This is a genomic window from Pseudomonas sp. PsB (genome assembly GCF_043658375.1).
GTDB classification, from domain to species: Bacteria; Pseudomonadota; Gammaproteobacteria; order Pseudomonadales; family Pseudomonadaceae; genus Aquipseudomonas; species Aquipseudomonas putida_Z.
On record NZ_JBIGLU010000024.1, the window covers coordinates 70267 to 87393 of the forward strand.

Sequence of the window (17127 nt, forward strand, 5' to 3'; positions counted from 1 at the left end):
TGTGGGAGCGGGCAAGCCCGCAAAGAGGCTGGAACAGGCAACACAGCTACTCCAGGATTTCGACCTTCATCCCTACCTCCAACCACCCACTGCCATCCACCGCCAGGTTCTGCCCGAACAGCACATCCCCCTCCTTCTCACGGAAGGTCCTGAGCGTGGCCATCGGCTCGCGGTCCTCGCTGCGCTCGCCGGTAGCCGGGTCGATGGTGGTAAAGATGCAGCGCACACTGGGCTTGAGCACGCGAAACTCCAGGGTGCCGATACGAATCCGCTTCCAGCCATCTTCGGCAAACGGTTCAGCCCCCTGCACCACCAGGTTGGGCCGAAAGCGCAGCATCTCCATGGGGCGTCCGATACGCCGCTCGAGTTCGTCCAGCGAACCCTGGCCGATCAGCAACAACGGGAAACCGTCCGGGAACGCCGCCCGGTCACTGTTGAAGCCATAGCCATTGGGCAGGTAACGCGCACGCTGCTCCGGGCAATGCACCAGGCGCACGGCCTTGCCCAGCAGCTGGCTCAGCCAGGCCGCCGCCGCATCGCCCGCATCCGGCACGCGCAGGGTATCGCGCCAGATGGTCACGCCGCGCAGGGCGTCATCGGCAGGCGGCACAGGCACCCGCAACGGTGCCTGCCCAGGTGCTTCCAGCAGCAACTGGCCGCTGTCATCATCGCTAGCCTTGATCTGGCCTAGCTGAGGCCAGGCGCGCTGGGTAAGGAAGCGTCCGTTTTCTTCCTCCACCACCATCCAGCGCCGGTCACCCTGCAACCCCAGCAATCCCACCGGTGAAGCCTGCAGGCGTTGCGCCTGCCCCGACTTCACCGGGTACCGATACAGCTCACTGAGAAACATCCTTGCCGCCTCGCGTCATGCCAAAACGCCAAGCTTATACCCGGCAGGGGCCGGGATCACGCGGTAGCGGCATCCAGCAACAGGCGTTGCTTGACTACGTCGACCAGGCGATCGGGCTGGAACTTGGACAGGAAGTTGTCGCAGCCCACCTTCTTCACCATGGATTCGTTGAAACTACCCGACAGCGAGGTGTGCAACACCACGTACAGCTGGCGCAAACGGGCATCGCCACGGATCTCGGTGGTCAACCGGTAGCCGTCCATTTCCGGCATCTCGGCGTCGGTGAACACCATCAGCAGCTTCTCGCACACGTCCTCACCAGCGTCAGCCCAGCCCTTGAGCATGCGCAGCGCCTTCAGGCCATCACTGGCCACGTGCAGCTTCACGCCCAGCTGGGACAGGGTGTCGCGCAATTGCGCCAGGGCCACGCTGGAGTCGTCCACCAGCAGCACTTCGCGACCACGTGCCCGGGCCAGCACCGGGTCGGCGAGCTTGTCGCCGGAAACCCGGGCGTTGTACGGCACGATCTCGGCCAGCACCTTCTCCACATCGATCACTTCCACCAGCTTGTCATCGACCTTGGTGATGGCGGTCAGGTAATGCTGGCGTCCGGCGCTGGATGGCGGCGGCATGATCGCTTCCCAGTTCATGTTGACGATGCGGTCGACACCGCCCACCAGGAAGGCCTGTACCGAGCGGTTGTATTCGGTGACGATGATGGTGCTGTCCGGCCCCGGCTGCAGCGGGCGCATGCCGATCGCCTGGGACAGGTCGATCACCGGCAGGGTCTGGCCGCGCAGGTTGACCACGCCGCAGACGAAAGCGTGGCGCTGGGGCATCAGGGTCAGCTTGGGCAGTTGCAGCACTTCCTGCACCTTGAACACGTTGATCGCGAACAGCTGGCGGCCGGCCAGGCGAAACATCAGGATTTCCAGGCGGTTCTCACCCACCAGTTGCGTGCGTTGGTCTACCGTGTCGAGAATGCCAGCCATTGGAAAGCCCCCAGGCTTGAGTCGGAAAAAGTGAAATCATCCACCCTGTATCGGCGGCTTCACGCACACCTTGACCCTTGCGGGAAAATGCCGTGAAGGCGATTGATATCACTTTACCATCATGCTTTACTGCGGGAAGTACGGGTGATTAAGCGGGACAGTAAAAGTTCCCCACCTGAGGCCCTTATCAGGGAAACCCTTAGCCACAATCGGGTGCAACCTGATGTTCGCGATATCCTTTAGCCATTAATGTGACGCCATTCTCATTGCATGAATGGAGTCAGGCTTTTGCTAGCTATCGTTTTGGCGTGCCCGTCCCCTGCGCCCGCCCCACGCGCGGGGGCATCATGATGGACAGCGCCTTGTCGTTCGATAACGCCCTGCAGGGGTTCCTGCTGGATGCCCAGGTACTGCTGACCCAGGCCCAGGAATGCCTGCAGCATCTGGAGCTGATCGACAACGACCCGGATGCCTGCCACTGCCTGGACAACGCCCTCGACAACCTTGCTCGACAGGCCACACACCTGGGCCTGCGCGAAGTCGCCCATTACACCACCGCCCTGCAGCAGTTGCTGGCACCGGCCTGCCAGGTCGGTCGCCTGCAGCGCGAAGCCCTGCCCGCGGTAGGGGCCTGCCTGACCCTGCTGGCCTGGCAACTGGAACTGGTCGACCCTTGCACCGGGCGACTCAACCTGGACATCGGCGAGCAGCTGGTACTGCTGGGTGAACTGGCCAAGGCCGTGCAGCAAACGTTTGCACAACCCTGCACCTCCTGCGACGAGCAAGGCAGCGTGTGCATCCACCCGCATACCGAGACGGCAGGCAGCACGCACTCCGGCCGCTCATCTGCCACATATTGAACTGGCTTGAAATGCAGCCGGGCACGTTTATTCAGGCCCACCCAGGTCGAACTTGGAAAGTTCTCGAAGTTTTCCAGGTTGCCGGGGGCCAAGTTGAATCAACAGCGCGCAAGTTCAATGGCAAGTGCCTGTTGTGCGATCAAGCCAAGTGGCACTTTGCTACCCTCCAGCGCCCGCCCCGCAGGCGTTTCATAGCGTTACCCGATCGCGACCAATGCACTGCGAAGTGGTAATATGCGGCCCCACAAACGCTTGCGACCTGCAGCAAGGTCGCAAGATCACGTGTTCGAAAGAAAATATAAAGTACTGCTCCAAAGCCTCTGACATGGATTGTGCAAGGCCTCCATCAGCAATACTTCAGTGGCTTCCCTACCTATGTTTCCACGCTTGAAGACTTCTTTGCGGTGCTGCTTCCGCACTACCCTGCTGCGCTGGGCGACGGTCGGGCTGTGCGTGGCCTCGCTGGTTGCCACCCTGTCGCTGTACCTGACCGACCAGGCGATCCCGGCCAGCCTGCTGCTGCTGCAGCTGGCCGCCACGCTGGGCGCTGCCGTGCACCTGGCCCTGGGCGCCAGGTCGATCAGCCTTCGCCCGGCGGAACTGGCCGGGCGCATGCTCAAGGTCCAGGAAGACGAGCGCCAGCACCTGAGCCGGGAATTGCACGATGACATCGGCCAGCTGCTCACCGCCGCCAAGCTGCAGCTGCAGTGGCTGCAGAAGCGCATGCCCGATGACCTGCAAGGCCACTGCGACGCCCTGCGCAGCACGCTGGATGACACCCTGGGCAACGTGCGCGATGTCTCCGCCCTGCTCAACCCGCGGCAGCTGGCCAGCCTGGGCCTGGAGGCCAGCCTGCGCGCACACCTGGTGCGCACCCTGGGCAACAGCGGCGTGCACTGGAGCCTGGCGTGCAACCAGCGCCTGGGCGGCATCGACGAGGCCGTGGCCATGGCGGTGTTCCGCATTACCCAGGAAGCCGTGACCAACATGCTGCGCCACGCCCAGGCACGCAACCTGGTCGTCCGCCTGCAGCGCACCCCCGAGGGGTTGGCGTTATCGATCCACGACGATGGCCGCGGCTTCGTGCCAGCCAGGCAACCGGCCGAAGCAGGCCAGCGGGGCTTGGCCGGCATGCAGGAGCGGGTAACCGCGTTGCAGGGCAGCCTGGACATCACCAGCCAGCTCGGCCTGGGCACGCGCATCGAGGCAATGTTCCCATGGCCACCGCGCACCCAGGAACGCGCCAGGAGTACTGCAACCCATGACCTGTAGACTGCTGCTGGTAGACGACCACTCGCTGATCCGCGCCGGGGTGCGCGCACTGGTCTGCGACATCCCCGGCTATGACGTGATCGGTGAAGCCGACGACGGCAGCCAGTTGCTCGAACAGGTGCGCACGCTGGCGCCGGACATCGTCTTGCTGGACATCTCCATGCGCTCGACCAGCGGCCTGGACGCCCTCACCCAACTGCGCGCCAGCGGCAACACCTGCAAGGTGCTGATCCTGTCGATGCACACCGACCCGGACCTGATCATGCGGGCCCTGGAAAGCGGCGCCCACGGCTACCTGCTCAAGGACACCAGCGCCACCGAACTGGAACAGGCCCTGGCCGCGGTGCGCAACGGCGAGCGCTACCTCAGCCCAGCCATCGCCCATACGGTCATCAACCAGGCGCTGCAGCACGCCAGGCAGGGCAAGCAACCCGCGGGCGAGCGGCATAACCTCACGGCGCGACAGCTGGAAATCCTGCGCCTGATCGTGCGTGGCAAGTCCACCCGGGAAATCGCCACCGGCCTGGGCCTGTCGATCAAGACCGTGGAAACCCACCGCTCGCAAATCATGAAACGCCTGCAGATCCATGACGTGGCCGGCCTGGTGCTGTTCGCCGTGCGCGAGAAAATCATCAGCCTGGACGACTGAGCAACGGCGACCCGTCCGGCAGGTGCAGGCGCAGTGCAGCGGGCCTGGCCTGGAAGCGCAACTTGTCGGCCTGCACCGGCTCGCCATCAAGGTTGATGTCCAGGCCCTGCGAGCACTTGATCTCGACCCAGGGCAACCTGGCCCTGACTAACAACCCGTTGCCAGCCAACAGCTCACGCAGCGCCCCGACCATCTCCTGTGGTGCCGGCAGGATGGCGATGTCGAGCAAGCCGTCGTCCACCAGGGCCTCGGGGCACAGCACTTGCCCACCCCCGGCCTGGCGGCCATTGCCGATCCCCAGCGCCAGCAGGTCACCCTGCCAGTCGAAGCCCGGCCCTTGCAGCTCCACCGAGGCTGCCTGCAGTTCGCTGAAGCGCGACAAGCCGGTGAACAGGTAGGCAGCCGCGCCCAGCACTTTCTTCAGGTCTTCGGAGGTATTGGCCGTGACCTGGCTGCCAAAACCGCCCGTGGCCATGTTGAGGAACAACTGGTCGCCGGCCTGGCCCAGGTCTATTGGCCGTGCGGGTATGTTCAGCAATGCCAGTGCCGTGGCAGGCTCCAGGGGTATACCGGCGGCCTTGGCAAAATCATTGGCCGTGCCCAGCGGCAACAACGCCAGGGTGGCCTCGGTACCTGCCAGCCCCATGGCCTCGGCGACATCACGCAGCGTGCCATCGCCGCCTCCGGCGACGATATGGCCGTAGCCGGCGGCCAGCGCCTCGGTGACCAGGCGCTGCGCGTCGCCGGCCTCCCAGGTGACCCGCACATCCAGTACCCAGCCGCTGTCGCGCAGGCCATGCACGGCGCTGCGCACGTCTTCGTTCATGGCCTGCTTGCCGTGCAGGATCAGCATTGCCTTGCGCCCTTGCATGTGCGCGCCTCCGTGAAGTGATCAACCCAGATCTCGACCCTTTGCAATTGCGGATCGTTGCATGCGCCCGAAAAAATAGCAGGCCAACGCGATCGATTGTGGGCATCAACCGACAAGCGTCGGCCGGTCTTTTCCCACACACCTGGCAATGCACGGCTATGCTCAGCAGATACACTTTATTGCCACGGACGCGCCCCCGGCAGTGGTTCTACCACTGCTGCCCAAGGGCGCGTCTTGCTATCCGCAGCCTTTAGCGAGGATTTCGGGTCATGCGCATTCTCTGGACACTGCCGTACCTGCCCTGGCCAACCACCAGCGGCAGCAAGACCCGGCAATACCACCTGATACGCGCACTGGCACAGCGGGGCCACCGGATTACCCTGCTGGTGCAATCGAAGATCCCGCTCGGCGATGCCGCCCGCGAAGCCCTGGAACCGCTGCTCGAGCGCCTGATCGTGCTGCCCCGTCGGCCCCTGCACAGCCCGCTGAACCTGCTGGCCTCACCGATCATCGCCTACCCCATGCGGGCAATCATCAATGGCTTGGCCCCTTGCCTGCGGCACCGCTTCGAGCAATTGCTGGACGAGCCTTGGGACGTGATCCAGATCGAACACAGCTACAGTTTCCAGCCCTTCGAAAAGGCCCTGCAGGCACGCGGACTGCCGTACATGCTCAGCGAGCACACCCTGGAGTCGGTGATGGGTGGCGCCAGCCACGATCGCCTGCCGCTATGGCTGCGCCCGCTCAACGCCTTCGACCGCTGGCGCTATCGACGCTGGGAACAGCGGGTCTTGCGCCAACCCACCGAACTGGTGGCAGTCAGCGCCCACGATGCCGAATTGATCGCGCAGATCAGCGGGCGCCCGGTGAACGTGGTGGTGAATGGCGTGGACTGTGATTTCTACCAGCACGTGCAACCCGCGCTGCACAGCCAGCGCCTGCTGTTCGTTGGCAACTTCGAGTATGGCGCCAACCTGGAGGCCATCGAATGGGCGCTGGAAGACATCATGCCGCAGGTCTGGATGAGCAACCCGGCGGTGCGCCTGGCGATTGCCGGGCATGCCATGCCGGCCAGCTGGAAACTGCACTGGAACGACCCACGCATCGAATGGTTCGGCTACCGCCCCGACCTGCGTGAACTGCAACGGCGTTCGGCATTGTTCTTCGCACCGCTGCGCTATGCCGGTGGCTCCAAGGTGAAAATCCTCGAAGCGATGGCCGCCGGCTTGCCGGTGATCACCACCGGCAAAGGCGTTTCAGGCCTGGCCGCGAACAATGGTGAGCACTACCTGGGCAGTGAGGATGGCGACCAGCTGGCCCTGCTGATCACCCAGTTGCTCAACCAGCCCTGGCGCATGAGCCAGTTGAGCGACGCCGGGCGCCAGTTCGCCCGCCAGCGCCACGACTGGAGCGTGGCCGCCCAGCAACTGGAGAACGTGCACATGCGCCTGGCACTGGCGGCACCGGCCGAGGCCACGCCGCTGGCCAGTGCCTGACTGGGCCGCTCAGCCAAGTAGTTCGCTGAAGGGGATGAACGGCACGCTGTCACCCTGCTTCGGCGTACTGCCTTCGCGTACCTCCACCAACCCCTCGGCCCAGGCCGCACTGCGCAACACGCCAGAGCTCTGGTTCTTGTAGATGCGCACCTGGCCCTGTTCGATGCGGGCGCGCAGGTACTCGCGGCGCGTGCCGGCCTTGGGCCAGTCAAAGCCGGCCGGCATGTCGAAGCGCAACGGCGTGACATCGGCCACGCCCTGACGCCGTAACAGGTAGGGCCGGGTCAGCAGGCCGAAGGTGACCAGGGTCGAGGCCGGGTTACCCGGCAGGCCGATTACCGGCACGCCCTGGAAGTGGCCGAAGGTCAGCGGCTTGCCCGGTTTGATCGCCAGCTTCCACAAGGCCAGCTCGCCAGCTTCGCGCAGGGCGGCGCCGAGGTAGTCGGCCTCCCCCACCGAGACACCGCCGGTGGACAGGATCAGGTCGACATCGCCCAGCTCGGCCAGGCAGCTGCGGGTGCGTGCCAGGTCATCCGGCAGGATGCCCGCATCGACCACATCGCAGCCCAGCCTCTGCAGCCAGCTGACCAGCAGCCGGCGATTACTGTTGTAGATCTGCCCCGGCCCCAGCGGCAGGCCGGGTTCGACCAGTTCGTCACCGGTGGACAACACCGCCACCCGCACCTTGCGCACCACGTCCAGCCGGCCATGGCCCAGGGTCGCGGCCAGGCCCAGCTCGATCGGCCCCAGCCGGGTGCCGGCGCTCATCACCTGTTCGCCCTTGCGGGTTTCCTGGCCCTGGGGACGAATGTTCTGCCCGGTCTTCAGCGCTTCGAGAAAGCGTACCCGGCCATCCTCCGCCACTTCGGTGTTTTCCTGCATCTCGACGCAGTCGGCACCTTCGGGCAGCGGTGCCCCGGTGAAGATGCGCGCGCAGGTGCCCGGTTGCAGCGGCTGCGGCGCATGGCCGGCGAAAATCCGCTGGCTGACCGGCAGTGGTTCGCCCTGCCAGTCGGCCATGCGCAGGGCGTAACCGTCCATGGCACTGTTCGGCCAAGGCGGCAGGTCGAGCGAGGCCACCAGGTCGGTGGCCAGCACACGGCCCTCGGCCTCGGCCAGCGGCAGGTTCTCGGTGTCGCGGATCGGTGCCGCTTCGGCCAAAGCCAGCAGCTGCTCCAAGGCCTGTTCTACCGGCATCAGCGGCCGGGCCTGGCGGACCTCAGCCACGGCTGTCGCAGGCCGCTGCCTGTTTCAGGTGCGGCACGAAGTTGCACGGGCGATGGCGGGCATCCAGCTGCTCGGCGAGGATACCGTCCCAACCGGTGCGCACCGCGTTGGTCGAACCCGGCAGGCAGCACACCAAGGTACCGTTGGCCAGCCCGGCCAGGGCGCGCGACTGCACGGTGGAGGTGCCGATGTCGGCCACGGAAATCTGCCGGAACAGCTCACCAAAGCCTTCTACCTGCTTGTCCAGCAGGCAGGCCACGGCCTCGGGCGTGCTGTCGCGGCCGGTGAAGCCGGTGCCGCCGGTGATCAGCACCACCTGCACGCTGTCATCGGCAATCCAGGTGGCGACCTGGGCGCGAATCTTGTACAAGTCATCTTTCAGCAGCACGCGCTCGGCCAGGCGATGGCCAGCCGCGCTCAGCCGGTCGACGAACAGCTGGCCGGAGGTATCGGTGTCGAAAGTACGGGTGTCGCTGACCGTGAGCACGGCGATGTTCAGCGGCACGAAGGGGGTATCTGCCTTGGCTTTCATGGGGGTCCGTCACAAGAAGATGGGATGGCCGCAGTTATAACACAGCGCGCCCCCATCACAGCGTGACGCCCGTGGCCCTTGCCCTCGATCAATGCCCCGGGTTTGCCGCTATGCTGCACTGTAGACGGAACTTGCGTGGACGCCCTGCGTCTTAATGTCATCTAGCACCATCGCACTGGAGAAACACGATGATTCAACGGACCCTACCCGCCTTCCTGCTCGCCTTGGGCCTGGGCGCCCTCGCTGGCTGCGCATCGCCAACCGTCATTACCCTGAACGACGGTCGCGAAATCCAGGCCACCGACACACCGAAGTTCGATGAAGACTCCGGTTTCTACGAATTCGAGCAGCTGGACGGCAAGCGCACACGCCTGAACAAGGACCAGATCCGCACCGTCAAAGAGCTCTGATCGCAGCCTGTTTTTTGCAAAGGCCCTTTTAACAACAAGGGCTTGCGTGCAAAAAAAGTATGCAGTAGGATTTCCTTCATCGGAGTGTAGCGCAGCCAGGTAGCGCGTCTCGTTCGGGACGAGAAGGCCGCAGGTTCGAATCCTGTCTCTCCGACCAAATCCTCGTCAAAAAGCCCGCCTAGTGCGGGCTTTTTGTTGCGCATTGAAATGCCCCTGTAGGAGCGGCCTTGTGTCGCGATGGGCCGCAAAGCGGCCCCAGATCCCGGCATCGCTGCACATATCGCCGGGGCTGCTTCGCAGCCCTCTCGCGACACAAGGCCGCTCCTACAAAGGGCTGCGTCAACCGGTCATAACGCTTGCTCGGCCTCCACCGGCACATACAGCAACTGCAGGCGCTCACTGCTCCAGGCCCGGGTCTGGTTGGTCAGCGCCAGGTTGTTGTTCAGCTTCTGCCCATAGCTTGGCACGATTTCCTTGAGCCTGGCCTGCCAGGCTGGCGACTGGATACGGTCCTTGAAGGTCTTTTCCAGCACGGTCAGCATGATCGGCGCCGCGGTCGAGGCACCCGGCGATGCCCCCAGCAACGCAGCGATGCTGCCGTCCTGGGCCGCCACCACTTCAGTACCGAACTGCAGCACACCGCCCAGTACCGGGTCCTTCTTGATCACCTGCACCCGCTGGCCGGCCTGCAGCAGCTTCCAGTCCTCGTTCTTGGCGTTGGGGAAGTACTCGCGCAGCGCGTTCATGCGGTCATCGAAACTGAGCATCAACTGCCCCATCAGGTAGGTGCTGAGGTCGATGTTGTCGATACCGGCATTGACCATCGGCAGCACGTTGTGGCTGTTCAGCGAGGCGAACATGTCCAGCAGCGAGCCGTGCTTGAGGTACTTGGTGGAGAAGGTGGCGAACGGGCCGAACAGCAGCACCTGCTTGCCATCGATCATCCGCGTGTCCAGGTGCGGTACCGACATCGGCGGCGCACCGACCGAGGCCTTGCCGTACAGCTTGGCCTGGTGGCGGGCGACCAGGTCGGGGTTGTCGGTCATCAGGAACTGGCCACCGACCGGGAAGCCGGCATAGCCTTCGGCTTCAGGGATGCCCGACTTCTGCAGCAGCTTCAGCGCGCCACCACCGGCACCGATGAACACGAAGCGGGCGTTGACGGCCTTTTCCTCGCCGCCGTTGGCCAGGTCGGCCACCCGCACATGCCAGGTGCCGTCGTCGTTGCGCACGATGTCGCGCACTTCATGACGCAGGTTCAGCGACACATTGGGGTTGCGGGTCATCGCCGCGAACAACTGGCGGGTGATTTCGCCAAAGTTCACGTCGGTGCCGATGGCCATGCGCGTGGCGGCGATTTTCTGCTCCGGGTCACGGCCTTCCATCACCAGCGGTGCCCACTTGCGGATCTGCTCGTGGTCTTCGGAGATTTCCATGCCGCGGAACAGCGAGCTGTGCTGCAGGGCGTCGACGCGCTTGTGCAGGAAGGCGACGTTGTCGTCACCCCAGACAAAGCTCATGTGCGGCACGTTGTTGATGAACGACTTCGGGTTGCTCAGCACGCCCTGCTCGACCTGGTAGGCCCAGAACTGCTTGGACACCTCGAACTGCTCGTTGACCCCAACGGCCTTGCTGATGTCGATGCTGCCGTCTTTGCCGACGCTGGTGTAGTTCAGCTCGCAGAACGCGGAGTGACCGGTACCGGCGTTGTTCCAGGCGTTGGAGCTTTCTTCGGCCACCTGGTCCAGGCGTTCGTAGACGTCGACCTTCCAGGAAGGCTCCAGCTCGGTGAGGTAGGTGCCCAGGCTGGCACTCATGATGCCACCGCCAATCAGCAGCACATCGACGGTCTTTTCCGGCTCCGCGGGTTTGGAGCAGCCGATGACGCCCAGGCAGAGGAACGTCAGCAGGAATTTCTTCATTGATGTTATCCAGTTGTTGTGTACACGCGCGCCGCCTTGAGCAGGGAACGTGCCAACTGGGTCTGAAGCAGTGAATACAGGGGGCGGGCGACGGGGAGGATGGCGACAATCCGCCAGAGGGGCCGGATGCACTGCAATGAAATGGCGGATTTCCCCGCCTTGCGCTGCCCTTGTAGGAGCGGCCTTGTGTCGCGATGGGCTGCAAAGCAGCCCCCTGCGATATCCGCACTGTTGCCGAGACATTGGGGCCGCTTTGCGGCCCATCGCGACACAAGGCCGCTCCTACAGGGACCGCGTCAGGCATGACAGGGCGTCAGGCGGTGAGGCGGGAGGTGACTTCACCCAGCTGCCCCGACAACCCATGCAGGCGCTGCCCCGCCCGTTCGGTATGCTGCACCGCCTGCTGGTTGGCCGTGGCGATGCGGGTGATTTCGATCAGGTTGCACGAGATGTCCTCGGCCACGCTGGTCTGCTCTTCGGCCGCCGTGGCGATCTGCCGGTTCATGTCGCGAATCGCTTCCACTGCCAGGGTGATGCGCTGCAGCATCTGCCCGGCCTGCTGCACCTGCTCGGCACCCTCCTCGCTGCGCTGCTGGCCGCTTTCGATGGCCTTGACCGCCTCGACCGCCCCAGACTGCACCGCTTCGATGATCTGGTGGATCTCGGCGATCGACGCCGCCGTGCGCTGGGCCAGGCTGCGCACTTCATCGGCGACGACCGCAAAACCTCGCCCGGCCTCGCCGGCACGGGCCGCTTCGATGGCGGCGTTGAGCGCCAGCAGGTTGGTCTGCTCGGCAATGCCACGGATCACTTCGAGCACTTTGCCAATGCGCGTGCTGTCATGCTCCAGGTCGCGAATCACCGCCGCCGTGCCGGCAATTTCGCGGTTGACCGCGCCGATGATGTCGATGGTCTGCTGCATCACCTGCTCGCCCGCCTGGGCACTGTGGTCGGCGTCGTCCGCCGCGCGGGCAGCCTCGGCGGCGTGGCGGGCGACTTCCTGGGCGGTGGCGGACATCTCGTGCATGGCCGTGGCCACCTGGTCGGTGCGCTGGAACTGGTCGTGGGTACCACGGGCCATGTCGCCGGCGATACTGCGCAGCTGGCCGCTGGCGCCTTCCAGTTCCTGGGCGTTGTCCTGCAGCCGGCCGACCGTGTCGGCGAGGAAATCGCGCAGGGTGTTGGCGGCCCGCGCCAAGCGGCCCAGTTCGTCCTCGCGGCGGCTGTCTACCCGGGCGGCAAAGCGGCCCTGGCTAAGCTGCGCGACATATTCGATCAACTGGCGGATCGGCTCGATCAGGCTGCGGTTGACCAGCCACAGGCTGAGCAGCCCCACCAGCACGGCCGAGGCCAGCATCACCAGCAGGCCCAGCCATACCGTGCGCTCGGCGCCGGCACTCAGGCTGGCGGCGTGCTGACGGGCTTCGGCACGCAGTTGCTCGACCAGTTCGCTCATCTGCTCGCTGGCGGCGCGGTCCACGCCCTTGACCGCCTGGTCGCCGGCTACCGGGTCGCCGCCCGCCGCCAGGAATGCCTGGCGACCCTGCGCATAGGCCTGGCCCAGCTGCCGGTGGCTGTCACGCAGTTGCTGCAGCGGCGCCTTGAGCCTCGCGTCGCTGCTGTCGATCAATTGCCCGAGCAGTTGCTGCACCTGCTGCTCGCGAGCCTGGAACTGCTGCCAGTACTTGTCCATGTCAGCCGGCTGGCGCCCGCGCAACAGCACATTCTTCCATTCCTGCACCTGGATCTTGAACTGCAGGTTGGCTTCGTCGATCAACTGCGAGGCCCGCAGCGGCCCGTCGACCAGCTCGGCGTAGCCGCGCACGCTGGACGAGAGGAACTGGAAGCACACCAGGGCGATCAGCAACATCGCCACCAGACTGCCGCCGAGCAGGGAGAGAATTTGCACTCTGAGGGATTTACGCAACATCTTGGATCTCGGAAAGCAGAAGTAAGACCGGGGGCCGCGCAAGTTGGCAACAAGGTACAACGCAGCCCGGTTGCGGGCAGGCCAAAAAAAGGCTGCCATCAAGCAATGGCAGCCAGGTCGAGCACTTACGCAACAGTTGAGCTAGATACTCTCAGGCAAATACTACAGAAATGTTACAACGCCACTACAAGCTACCCCGTGGTGAACTGCAAGGCCGCCAGCCGAGCATACAGCGGGCTCTCTTCGATCAGCTGGCGATGCGTCCCCACCGCCACCAGCCTGCCCTTGTCGATGACTGCGATACGGTCAGCATGCTGGACCGTAGCCAGGCGATGGGCGATCACCAGGGTGGTGCGCCCGGCCATCAGGCTGGGCAGCGCCTGCTGGATCAGGTGTTCACTCTGTGCGTCGAGTGCGCTGGTGGCTTCGTCCAGCAACAGGATCGGCGCATCGACCAGCAACGCACGGGCGATGGCCAGGCGCTGCCGCTGCCCGCCGGACAGGCCGATGCCGCCCTCGCCCAGCGGTGTCTGGTAGCACTGCGGCAATTGCCGGATGAATGCGTCGGCATGAGCACCCCGGGCGGCTGCCTCGACCTCGGCCAGGGTCGCCTCGGGCCGGCCATAGCGGATGTTGGCCTCGACCGTGCCGCGAAACAGCGAGGGGTTCTGTGCCACCAGGGCGAACTGCTGGCGCAGGTGATCGGGGTCGAGTTCGGTGATCGCCCGGCCATCGAGCAGGATGCGCCCCTGCTGGGGGTCGTAGAAGCGCAGCAACAAATCGAACAAGGTCGACTTGCCCGCCCCCGACGGGCCCACCAGCGCCACGGTCTGCCCCGGCTCGATGGTCAGGCTCAGGCCATCGACAGCCGCCACCGAGGGCCGTGATGGGTAGGCGAACACCAACTGCTGCAGCTCGATATGCCCACTGGCCCGCTGCTGCGGCAGCACCTGCGCCATGGCGGGCGGCAGGATCGCACTGCGCGCCGCCAACAGTTCGGCAATGCGCTCGGCGGCGCCCGCCGCCCGCTGCAACTCGCCGATCACCTCGCTGAGGGTGCCGAAGGCGCTGCCTACGATCAGGCTGTAGAACACGAAGGCGGCCAGTTCGCCCGCGGAAATGCGCCCGGCGATCACGTCCATGCCGCCAACCCACAACATCACCCCCACCGCTCCCAGAACCAGCACGATCACCAGGGTGATAAGCCAGGCGCGCTGGGCAATCCTCTGCCGGGCCACGGCAAACGCCGCTTCCACCGTGCCGGCGAACAGCTCGCGGTCATGCGCCTGGTGGTTGTAGGCCTGCACGGTCTTGATCTGCCCGAGGGTCTCGGCCACATAGCTGCCCACATCGGCCACCCGGTCCTGGCTCTGCCGCGACAGGCTGCGTACCCGGCGGCCGAACAGCAGGATCGGCGCCAGCACCAGCGGCAGGGCCACCACCACGATACTGGTGAGCTTGGGGTTGGTGATGAACAGCAACACCACGCCACCGATGACCATCAGCGCGTTGCGCAGGAACATCGACAGCGAAGAGCCGATTACCGATTGCAGCAAGGTGGTGTCGGCGGTCAGCCGCGACTGGATCTCGGAGCTGCGGTTGTCTTCGAAAAACCCGGGATGCAGGCCGATCAGGTGGTCGAACACGGCCCGACGGATATCGGCCACGCAGCGCTCGCCGATCCACGACACCAGGTAGAAGCGGCTGAAGGTACCCACCGCCAGTGCCACCACCAGCAGCAGGAACAGGCCGATGGTCTGGTTGAGCTGATGCGCGGAGCGGGTCATGAAGCCCTGGTCCACCAGCAGGCGGATGCCCTGGCCCATGGACAGGGTGATGGCGGCGGTGACTACCAGGGCCAGCAAGGCCAGCAGCACCTGACGACGGTATGGACGGACAAACTGCCAACCCAGGCGCAAGGCGCGGCGTTGACGCGGGGAAACCGATTCGGGCATGGCGCTGACCACATTGGCGGGGAAACCGCAGCCTACCACTCATCTACGCCTGTGGAACCCTTGCAGGGTTGCTATAGCCTATCGGTCTAACCAGGCTATGGAGCTTTACCGCCGTTTCTGTTCGACTGTGCCTGCCGTGACCCTGCAGGTACTGTCACAGGCCAGTCACGGCACAGGGTTAACCTGCGCTTGAACCTGATGAGGAGACAATACATGAGCTTGCAGCATGGCAGCGACAACCAGAAGCCCCGGACTACCCCTCAGCCGCAGGTGTGCGGTTCGATCATCGATGCCCAGGGGCGCGAAGTACCGATCACCGAGCAGATGATCCAGAAGGCCTGCAAGGCCCTGGAAGAAAGCCGGGTAGAGCGCGTACGCAAAGGTTGATCGGCGAATTCCTTGCAACCCGGCGCTTGCGCCGGGTTTTTATTTGCCTGAATCCTGTACCGGCCCTTTCGCGGGTAAACCCGCTCCCACAGGGACAACACAAGCCTTGAGGTCAGCGGGCTACCTGTGGGAGCGGGTTTACCCGCGAAGAGGCCGGTACAGCTTTCAAGAAGCTGTCAGACCAACACCCCACCCAAGGCACTGACCAGCTGCGCCAACTGCGGCGACTCCCCGCGCAAGCGCACCGCCAGCCCTTCGATCTCGCGCCGTGGCGGGTACTGCTTGCGCAACTGGTCGAACGCTGCACGCTGCTGCTGCGGGTCGTCGCTGAGGCTGCGGCGGAAATCGGCATCGTCGCGGCGTGGGTCATACACCGCGCGGCACAGGGTGGCCAAGGCCCAGGCCGGGTCGGTGCTGGCATCCAGCTCGATCTGCGCCAGCGGCGGCCGGGGCAGCAGGTCGGCCAGTTGCACCTGTTCATCCACACCGAGGAAGCGGCACAGCGCCTGGTAGATCTGCGCCGTACCACGCTGGCGGCCGTCGAGGCTGTAGCCGGCAATGTGCGGCGAAGCCAACGTGCACAGGTCGGCCAGTTGCAGGTCGACCTGCGGCTCCCCCTCCCACACATCCAGCACCGCATGCAGGTCTTCGCGGTCCAGCAGCAGTTCGCGCAGGGCGGCGTTGTCCACTACAGGGCCACGGCTGGCGTTGACCAGCCAGGCACCGGGGCGCAACTGCGCCAGCTGCGCCTGGCCCAGCAGGTGCCAGGTCGGGTGCTCGCCGCCACGCTGCAACGGGGTGTGCAGGCTGATCACATCGCACTGTTGCAGGATGGTTTCGAGGCTGACGTAGTCACCGCCCTCGGCGGCCTGGCGCAGCGGGTCGCATACCAGTACCTTCCAGCCCAGGCCATGCAGCACCCGCACCAGGCGGCCACCCACCTCACCCGCGCCTACCACGCCATACACGCGCTCGGGCAGTGCCACGCCATCCAGTTCCGCCAGGGTCAGCAGGCTGCCCAGCACGTAATCGACCACGCCGCGGGCATTGCAGCCCGGTGCGCTGCTCCAGTGGATGCCGGCCTCGGCAAAGTAGTTCAGGTCGAGGTGATCGGTGCCGATGGTGCAGGTGCCGACAAAGCGCACGCGGCTGCCTTCGAGCAACTGGCGGTCGACCTTGGTCACCGAGCGCACCAGCAGGATGTCGGCGTCCTTTACGCTGGCGGCATCGAGGCTTCGGCCCGGGTAACGACGGATTTCGCCGAAACCCTGGAAGAAGGCATCGAGCAGCGGGATGTTCTCGTCGGCAACTATCAGCATGGCGCTCTCCTGTCTGGGGAACGCAGTGTAGGCGCAACGCCGGGCGTGTTCCAGAGCGGCTCAGTCGGCTTTCTTGCGGATCCAGTACAGGAAGGTACCGGCGTCTTCCTGCTGCTGCAGCAGTTCGTGGCCGAGGAAGTTGCAGAACTTGGGGATGTCGCGGCGGGTCGAGGGGTCGGTGGCGATGACCTTGAGCAGGCCGCCAGCGGCCAGGTTGCGCACGTGCTGGTGCAGCATCATCACCGGTTCCGGGCAGTTCAGGCCGGTGGCGTCGAGGATGGCGTCGGGGGTGAAATCGGTCATGGGGGACTCCGCAAATGATCGCTATTGTCGCGCATCGCGCGACGTGGTCCAAGCACCGCCTGTGAAGACGCGCCCTGCTCTTGCTCTTGCTCTTGATCTTGATCTTGATCTTGATCTTGATCTTCGCGACTTCAGGAGGCCGAGCAGAGGGC

16 protein-coding genes, 1 tRNA gene and 1 pseudogene are annotated in these 17127 nt (G+C 64.9%); 7 read left to right on the forward strand and 11 right to left on the reverse strand.

The annotated features are described in order from the left end of the window. Positions 1–46 precede the first annotated feature (46 nt). Together ACGLHT_RS23070 and ACGLHT_RS23075 are read right to left on the reverse strand one after the other, a co-directional pair. On the reverse strand, positions 47–850 hold the full coding sequence (locus ACGLHT_RS23070; protein WP_137163339.1) for an MOSC domain-containing protein: 804 nt from the start codon (positions 848–850) through the stop codon (positions 47–49). Positions 851–906: 56 nt separating this feature from the next. Next, positions 907–1842, reverse strand: coding sequence for a chemotaxis protein CheV (locus ACGLHT_RS23075; protein ID WP_015269524.1), 936 nt, complete (start codon positions 1840–1842; stop codon positions 907–909). Positions 1843–2192: 350 nt separating this feature from the next. On the opposite strand from ACGLHT_RS23075, the gene ACGLHT_RS23080 reads away from it, so the two are divergent. The 3 genes from ACGLHT_RS23080 to ACGLHT_RS23090 all read left to right on the forward strand — a co-directional run bounded on the left by ACGLHT_RS23080 (position 2193) and on the right by ACGLHT_RS23090 (position 4623). Continuing rightward, positions 2193–2702, forward strand: coding sequence for a hypothetical protein (locus tag ACGLHT_RS23080; protein WP_025338319.1), 510 nt, complete (start codon positions 2193–2195; stop codon positions 2700–2702). A gap of 375 nt (positions 2703–3077) precedes the next feature. After that, a complete protein-coding gene (locus ACGLHT_RS23085) occupies positions 3078–3974 on the forward strand; it encodes a sensor histidine kinase (RefSeq protein ID WP_025338318.1) in 897 nt (298 codons plus the stop codon). Further along, complete coding sequence (locus tag ACGLHT_RS23090) at positions 3964–4623, forward strand: response regulator transcription factor (RefSeq protein ID WP_025338317.1); 660 nt, start codon at positions 3964–3966, stop codon at positions 4621–4623. The genes ACGLHT_RS23085 and ACGLHT_RS23090 overlap by 11 nt, the downstream gene beginning before the upstream one ends. On the opposite strand, the gene yegS is transcribed toward ACGLHT_RS23090, so the two are convergent. Further along, a complete protein-coding gene (gene yegS / locus ACGLHT_RS23095; RefSeq protein WP_137163337.1) occupies positions 4607–5494 on the reverse strand; it encodes a lipid kinase YegS in 888 nt (295 codons plus the stop codon). The two genes, ACGLHT_RS23090 and yegS, sit on opposite strands and share 17 nt — an antisense overlap. A 269-nt stretch (positions 5495–5763) precedes the next feature. Here yegS and ACGLHT_RS23100 point away from each other — a divergent pair, with 269 nt between their 5' ends. After that, positions 5764–6990 (forward strand): glycosyltransferase family 4 protein, encoded by a 1227-nt coding sequence (locus ACGLHT_RS23100; protein ID WP_075044210.1) that lies wholly within the window; start codon positions 5764–5766, stop codon positions 6988–6990. Positions 6991–6999: 9 nt separating this feature from the next. Here the strand turns inward: ACGLHT_RS23100 and glp are convergent, their stop codons facing one another. After that, positions 7000–8187, reverse strand: a complete 1188-nt coding sequence (gene glp, locus ACGLHT_RS23105) for a gephyrin-like molybdotransferase Glp (protein ID WP_085589521.1) — start codon at positions 8185–8187, stop codon at positions 7000–7002. A gap of 22 nt (positions 8188–8209) precedes the next feature. Continuing rightward, entirely contained in the window at positions 8210–8749 is a 540-nt protein-coding gene (moaB, locus tag ACGLHT_RS23110; RefSeq protein ID WP_025338313.1) for a molybdenum cofactor biosynthesis protein B, read from the reverse strand. A 188-nt stretch (positions 8750–8937) separates the two neighbouring features. On the opposite strand from moaB, the gene ACGLHT_RS23115 reads away from it, so the two are divergent. Both ACGLHT_RS23115 and ACGLHT_RS23120 read left to right on the forward strand, forming a co-directional pair. Beyond that, positions 8938–9159 (forward strand): YgdI/YgdR family lipoprotein, encoded by a 222-nt coding sequence (locus ACGLHT_RS23115; RefSeq protein WP_025338312.1) that lies wholly within the window; start codon positions 8938–8940, stop codon positions 9157–9159. Positions 9160–9239: 80 nt separating this feature from the next. Continuing rightward, a tRNA-Pro gene (locus tag ACGLHT_RS23120) sits at positions 9240–9316 on the forward strand. 190 nt (positions 9317–9506) lie between these two features. Here the strand turns inward: ACGLHT_RS23120 and mqo are convergent. The 4 genes and pseudogenes from mqo to ACGLHT_RS23140 all read right to left on the reverse strand — a co-directional run bounded on the left by mqo (position 9507) and on the right by ACGLHT_RS23140 (position 14966). Beyond that, positions 9507–11081: a malate dehydrogenase (quinone) gene (gene mqo, locus ACGLHT_RS23125; protein WP_025338311.1), complete on the reverse strand. Its 1575-nt coding sequence runs from the start codon at positions 11079–11081 to the stop codon at positions 9507–9509. Between the two features lie 313 nt (positions 11082–11394). Next, the gene (locus tag ACGLHT_RS23130; RefSeq protein ID WP_394520399.1) at positions 11395–12162 is read right to left on the reverse strand and encodes a methyl-accepting chemotaxis protein; all 768 of its coding nucleotides are present in this window, start codon (positions 12160–12162) and stop codon (positions 11395–11397) included. Between the two features lie 165 nt (positions 12163–12327). Beyond that, positions 12328–13110 (reverse strand): annotated as a pseudogene (locus ACGLHT_RS23135) (methyl-accepting chemotaxis protein); the annotation flags it as partial. Between the two features lie 92 nt (positions 13111–13202). After that, positions 13203–14966, reverse strand: coding sequence for an ABC transporter transmembrane domain-containing protein (locus ACGLHT_RS23140; protein WP_274079396.1), 1764 nt, complete (start codon positions 14964–14966; stop codon positions 13203–13205). Between the two features lie 213 nt (positions 14967–15179). Between ACGLHT_RS23140 and ACGLHT_RS23145 the strand changes: the two genes are divergently transcribed. After that, complete coding sequence (locus ACGLHT_RS23145; RefSeq protein ID WP_170978823.1) at positions 15180–15353, forward strand: PA1571 family protein; 174 nt, start codon at positions 15180–15182, stop codon at positions 15351–15353. Between the two features lie 176 nt (positions 15354–15529). Here the strand turns inward: ACGLHT_RS23145 and pdxB are convergent, their stop codons facing one another. Next, positions 15530–16672, reverse strand: coding sequence for a 4-phosphoerythronate dehydrogenase PdxB (gene pdxB / locus ACGLHT_RS23150; RefSeq protein ID WP_025338308.1), 1143 nt, complete (start codon positions 16670–16672; stop codon positions 15530–15532). Positions 16673–16732: 60 nt separating this feature from the next. Continuing rightward, positions 16733–16975, reverse strand: coding sequence for a sulfurtransferase TusA (gene tusA, locus ACGLHT_RS23155; protein WP_003248727.1), 243 nt, complete (start codon positions 16973–16975; stop codon positions 16733–16735). Between the last annotated feature and the right edge of the window lie 152 nt (positions 16976–17127).